The sequence below is a fragment of the Elioraea sp. genome, assembly GCF_051860475.1.
Lineage (GTDB): Bacteria > Pseudomonadota > Alphaproteobacteria > Acetobacterales > Acetobacteraceae > Elioraea.
Genome location: NZ_JBHYDW010000060.1, coordinates 18532 through 23943, shown reverse-complemented (window position 1 = coordinate 23943; position 5412 = coordinate 18532). Strand labels below are relative to the sequence as shown.

At 70.0% G+C, this 5412-nt stretch carries 5 protein-coding genes and 1 pseudogene; all 6 read left to right on the top strand.

Translation table 11 applies throughout. From position 1 onward, the window contains the following. Positions 1-453 precede the first annotated feature (453 nt). Complete coding sequence (locus ACTIFU_RS12235) at positions 454-966, top strand: hypothetical protein (RefSeq protein ID WP_439578587.1); 513 nt, start codon at positions 454-456, stop codon at positions 964-966. A 287-nt stretch (positions 967-1253) separates the two neighbouring features. Continuing rightward, on the top strand, positions 1254-2210 hold the full coding sequence (locus ACTIFU_RS12230; protein ID WP_439578586.1) for an aspartate carbamoyltransferase catalytic subunit: 957 nt from the start codon (positions 1254-1256) through the stop codon (positions 2208-2210). Further along, positions 2207-3472 (top strand): dihydroorotase, encoded by a 1266-nt coding sequence (locus ACTIFU_RS12225; protein WP_439578585.1) that lies wholly within the window; start codon positions 2207-2209, stop codon positions 3470-3472. Before ACTIFU_RS12230 ends, ACTIFU_RS12225 begins: the two co-directional genes overlap by 4 nt. After that, positions 3469-4053: a glycerol-3-phosphate 1-O-acyltransferase PlsY gene (plsY, locus tag ACTIFU_RS12220; protein ID WP_439578584.1), complete on the top strand. Its 585-nt coding sequence runs from the start codon at positions 3469-3471 to the stop codon at positions 4051-4053. The genes ACTIFU_RS12225 and plsY overlap by 4 nt, the downstream gene beginning before the upstream one ends. Beyond that, the gene (gene dprA / locus ACTIFU_RS12215; RefSeq protein WP_439578583.1) at positions 4050-5186 is read left to right on the top strand and encodes a DNA-processing protein DprA; all 1137 of its coding nucleotides are present in this window, start codon (positions 4050-4052) and stop codon (positions 5184-5186) included. The genes plsY and dprA overlap by 4 nt, the downstream gene beginning before the upstream one ends. A gap of 31 nt (positions 5187-5217) precedes the next feature. After that, positions 5218-5412: pseudogene (locus ACTIFU_RS12210) on the top strand (toprim domain-containing protein); the annotation flags it as partial.

Here is a 5412-nt window from a genome sequence, read left to right as displayed (position 1 = left end):
CCTCCGCGAATCGTCTGCTGACGCAGCGAATCACAGCCGATTCAAACGACTCAACTTCTTCCCGGATGGGCTCTTAGATTGTGTTATGACATGAGTGTCGGTCACACTGAGTAACTCGTCCGCTCGCCTCTTCCCAGGGCTTGTCAAGGCCCATCCTTGATGGCGCTGGAAGACAAGGCCTTTCAGTCTCCGGATGTCTCGAGGCACATTGGCATCTGAAATTCCGACGGCGCGGGCGGCAGCGCGAAGCTCACCAAGGGAATGTGCTCCATTACCCAGCTGTGCGAGGCAGAGCAACAGTTGCTCAGCACGCGTGAGGTCGCCTGAGTGAACGACGTCTGTGAGCTTGTCCAAGGGCACCATTGACCGAATGTCCGCTGCAGTGTGAGTATATCTTTGGCCTCAAACTGGGTTCAACACATACGTTGAGAGGACGATATGCCCGAAATGGCCATGAGCAAAGAGCTGGCCGCGATGGTGCAAGTCGAGCACGCACTTAACGAGCTGTCCGAGGATGAGCGCCAGCGGGTCCTTGCCTGGGCTGGATCGCGGTTTGGCATCCCAGGCCTGACCGAACGGGCCTCATCGCCCAGCGGCTCCGCCAAGTCAGATGGCGGTCGGGATGAAAACAGTTCATCTGGAATGCCATCGGAGAGTAACTCACTTGCAGAGTTCTACGATGCAGTGTCTCCGTCATCCGACGGAGAAAAGGTCTTGGTCGCTGGCTATTGGTTGCAATATAAGGAAGGCATCCAAGAGCTGGAGTCCCAGAGAATTAATTCGGAGCTCAAGCATCTTGGCCATGGTGTTGGCAACGTGACACGCGCACTGGACTGGAATAAAGAACAGAAGCCCGCACTTATAATTCAGAAAAGAAAGGACGGCACTACGAAGCAGGCGCGCAAGAAATTTTCTGTGACCAATGAAGGCAAAAAATATGTGGAAAGGATGGCTCGTCGAGCATAGCATCTTTACTTAGAAAAGAGCAATATCTTCATAGTATTGTGTTGGTCTAAATTGATGATTGATATCTATCGTGCCTGTTGGGTCAGTTCCAGGAATCGGGTGCCTACCATCCGGGGCCAAGTGCGGGGACCGGCCTCCGGCCGCCCAAGAACCCCGGAAGGGCTCCGCCCTCCCGGCCCCACCCGCCAGGAAACTGAGTTTCCTGGACCTTCCCCTACCAACCCCACGCTTGACGCCCACCCCCCAACGCGCGTTCCCTCCGCCCCCGCACAGCCGGGAGTCCCCAGGTGGCGGAACACGGATTCGGACGACAGGTCGGCAAACGACGCCACCTGCTGGGCATCGCCGGCCTCGACCCAGGCCAGATCCGCGCCGCCCTCGACCTCGCCGAAACCTACATCTCGCTCAACCGCCAGGGCGGCCCACGCGACGTCATGCGCGGCCGAACCCTGATGAACATGTTCTTCGAAGCCTCCACTCGCACCCGCACCAGCTTCGAACTCGCCGGCAAACGCCTCGGCGCCGACGTCATCAACATGTCGCCCTCCGGCTCCTCCGTCTCCAAGGGCGAAACCCTGATCGACACGGCCATGACGCTCAACGCCATGCATGTCGACGTGCTGGTGGTCCGACATGACCAGTCGGGCGCGGCCGCCCTGCTCGCCCAGAAGCTCGACGCCTCGGTGATCAACGCCGGCGACGGCACCCACGAACACCCCACCCAGGCCCTGCTCGACGCCCTCACCATCCGCCGCCACCGCGGCACGCTCGAGAACCTCACCGTCGCCATCTGCGGCGACGTGCTGCACTCCCGCGTCGCCCGCTCCAACATCCACCTGCTCACCACCATGGGCTGCCGCGTGCGCATCTGCGCGCCCCCCACCCTGCTGCCCGCCGGCGCGGCGCAGCTCGGCGTCGAGGTCCATACCGACATGCGGGAGGCGTTGAAGGACGCCGACGTCGTGATGATGCTGCGGCTCCAGAAGGAGCGCATGAGCCGCAGCTTCGTCCCCTCCGCGCGCGAATACTTCCGCTTCCACGGGCTCGACGCGGCCAAGCTCGCGCTGGCCAAGCCCGATGCGCTGGTGATGCACCCGGGGCCCATGAACCGCGGCGTCGAGATCGACAGCGCGGTCGCCGACGACCTCCAGCACAGCGTCATCCAGGAACAGGTCGAGATGGGGGTGGCCGTGCGCATGGCCGTGCTCGACCTGCTGACGCGAGACCTCAGGCGCAACGTATGAGCACGCTCTTCGTCAACGCCCGGCTGCTCGATCCGGCGACCGGTCTCGACGCGCCCGGCACGCTGCTGGTCGAGGGCGGGCGCATCGCCGCGCTCAACCCCGCCGCCCCGCCCGAGAGCGCCGAGCGCATCGACTGCGCAGGCGCCTGCCTCGGCCCCGGGCTGGTCGACATGCGCGTCGGCCTGCGCGAGCCGGGCGAGGAGCACAAGGAGAGCCTCGCCACCCTCGCCGCCTGCGCGGCCGCCGGCGGGATCACCACGCTCGCCGCCCTGCCCGACACCGACCCGCCGCTCGACGAGCCGGCGCTGGTCGAGTTCGTCGCCCGCCATGCCGGCTCGCTCGGCGTGACGGTCATCCCCTACGGCGCCGCCACCAAGGGCTGCACGGGCAGGGAACTCGCCGAATACGGCCTCTTGCGCGAGGCCGGCGCGGCGGCCTTCACCGACGGAAGGCGCCCGATCGCCGAGGCGCGCACCATGCGGCTTGCGCTCTCCTACGCCGCTGGCTTCGGCGCCTTCATCATCCAGCACCCGGAGGAGCCGTCGCTCGCCGCGGGCGGCGCCGTCACCGAGGGGTTCCAGGCCACCATGCTCGGCCTGCCCGGCATCCCCGCCGCCGCCGAGGCGATCATGGTCGCGCGCGACATCCGGCTCGCTGGGCTGACCGGCGGGCATGTCCACTTCGCCCATGTCAGCACCGCCGAGGCGCTCGAGCTGATCCGCGCCGCCAAGGCCAAGGGCGTGCGCGTCACCTGCGACACCGCGCCCCCGTATTTCGACCTGAACGAGACCGCGATCGGCGAGTGGCGCACCTATGCCCGGCTCTCCCCGCCGCTGCGGACCGAGGCGGACCGGCTGGCAGTGCTGGCGGCCCTCGCCGACGGCACGATCGACGCCATCGCCTCCGACCACCAGCCGCAGGACACGGACGCCAAGCGCCTGCCCTTCGCCCAGGCCGAGCCGGGCGGGGTCGGGCTTGAAACGCTGCTCGCGGTGACGCTGAACGCCGTGCACGCCGGCCACCTGCCCTTGCTCGACGCGCTCGGCCTGCTCACCCACCGCCCCGCCTCGCTGCTCGGCGTGGCGGCCGGGCGGCTCGCGGAAGGCGTGCCGGCCGATCTCTGCCTGTTCGATCTCGACCGCGCCTGGCAGATCCGCGCCGACGACCTCGCCGGCAACAGCCGCAACACCCCGCTCGACGGCCGCCCGGTGCAGGGCAAGGTGCTCGGCACCTGGAAGGGCGGGCGGCGGGTGTTCGGATGACGTTCGCGCTGGCCGCGCTGCTGGGCCTCGCGCTCGGCTCGATCCCGTTCGGCCTGGTGCTGACCAAGGCGGCGGGACTCGGCGACGTGCGCCGGATCGGTTCCGGCAATATCGGCGCCACCAACGTGCTGCGCACCGGCCGCAAGGATCTCGCCGTGGCGACGCTGCTGCTCGACGGCGGCAAGGGCGCGGCCGCGGTGCTGCTCGCCGGCTGGTGGCTCGGGCCACTGGCCGCCCCGGTCGCCGGGGTGGCCGCCGTGGTCGGGCACATGTTCACGCCCTGGCTCGGCTTCGCCGGCGGCAAGGGGGTCGCGACCGGGCTCGGCGTGCTGATCGGCGCGGCGTGGCCGGTGGGGCTCGCCGCCTGCGCGACCTGGCTCGCGGTCGCGGCGGTCGCGCGCCTCTCCTCGCTCTCTGCCCTGGTGTCCTTCGCCGCCGCCCCCCTCTACGCCGCCGCGTTCGCAGATCGCTGGATGGTCGCCGCTTCGGTGGTGATTGCGGCCCTCATCTACACGCGCCACGCCGGCAATATCCGCCGCCTGCTTGCCGGCACCGAGCCGCGCATCGGCCAGTCCCGGTGAACGCAGCGGAGCGACGTGCGCGGCTGAGGCTCGCCCGCGCCGAGGGGATCGGCGCGATCACCGCCCGCATGCTGATCGCCCGCCACGGCTCGGCCCGTGCCGCGATCGCCGCCCTGCCGCGGCTCGCGCGCGGCCGCACCGTCACCGTCCCCGACGAGGCCGCCGCCGAGGCCGAGGAGCAGGCGCTAGCCCGGCTCGGCGCGCGTCTCCTTGTGCTGGACGATCCCGATTACCCGCACGCCCTCGCCGCCATCGAGGACGCGCCGCTGGCGCTCGCCGTGCTCGGCGACCCGGCGCATCTCGCGCGGCGCAGCGTGGCGATCGTCGGCGCGCGCAATGCGTCGGCCGGCGGGCGGGTGCTCGCCGAACGGCTGGCGCGCGACCTCGCCGAGGCCGGCATCGTCGTGGTCTCGGGCCTCGCGCGCGGCATCGACGCGGCCGCGCACCAGGGCGCGCTCGCCTGCGGCGTGACGGTGGCGGCCGTCGCGACCGGGCTCGACCGCCCCTACCCGCCCGAGCATGCCGAGCTTCAGGCCCGCATCGCCGAAACGGGCGCCGTGGTCGCCGAGGCGCCGCTCGGCACCGCCGCCCTGCCCGGGCTGTTTCCCCGCCGCAACCGCATCATCGCCGGGCTCGCGCTCGGCGTGGTGGTGGTCGAGGCCGCACCCAAGTCCGGCAGCCTGATCACCGCCCGGCTCGCGCTCGAGGCCGGGCGCGAGCTGTTCGCCGTGCCGGGTTCCCCGCTCGACCCGCGCTCGCGCGGCGCCAACGACCTGATCCGTCAGGGCGGGCACTTGGTCGAGAGCGCCGAGGATATCCTCGCCCACCTGCCCGAAGGCCCGCCGGCGGAGCCGTGGCGGCGCGCCCTCGCGCTCCCCGCCGAGGCGGACGAGGAGGCCGCGCCGGAGCCTCACGACGAGATGACCGAAGCGGCCGAACCGCCCGGCGACGACGTCGCCGCCGCGCTCGCGGCGCTGCGCACTCTGCTCTCCCCCTCGCCCGTGACGGTTGACGAGCTCCTGCGCCGCTGCCCATGTTCCGCGCCCGCCGTCTCGGCCGCCCTGCTCGAGCTCGATCTCGAGGGGCGGATCGAGCGGCTGCCGGGGAACCGGGTGGCGCTCGCCAGCCGGTAGCGGCCCGCCCCGGGCCAATCGGGGATCCGGAATGGACGTCGTCGTCGTCGAATCGCCGGCCAAGGCCAAGACCATCAACGGCTATCTCGGCCGGGAGTACACCGTGCTGGCGAGCTACGGGCATGTGCGCGACCTGCCGCCGAAGGACGGCTCGGTGCGCCCCGAGCAGGACTTCGCGATGGACTGGTCCGCCGATGACCGGGGCGACAGGCAGGTCCGCGCGATC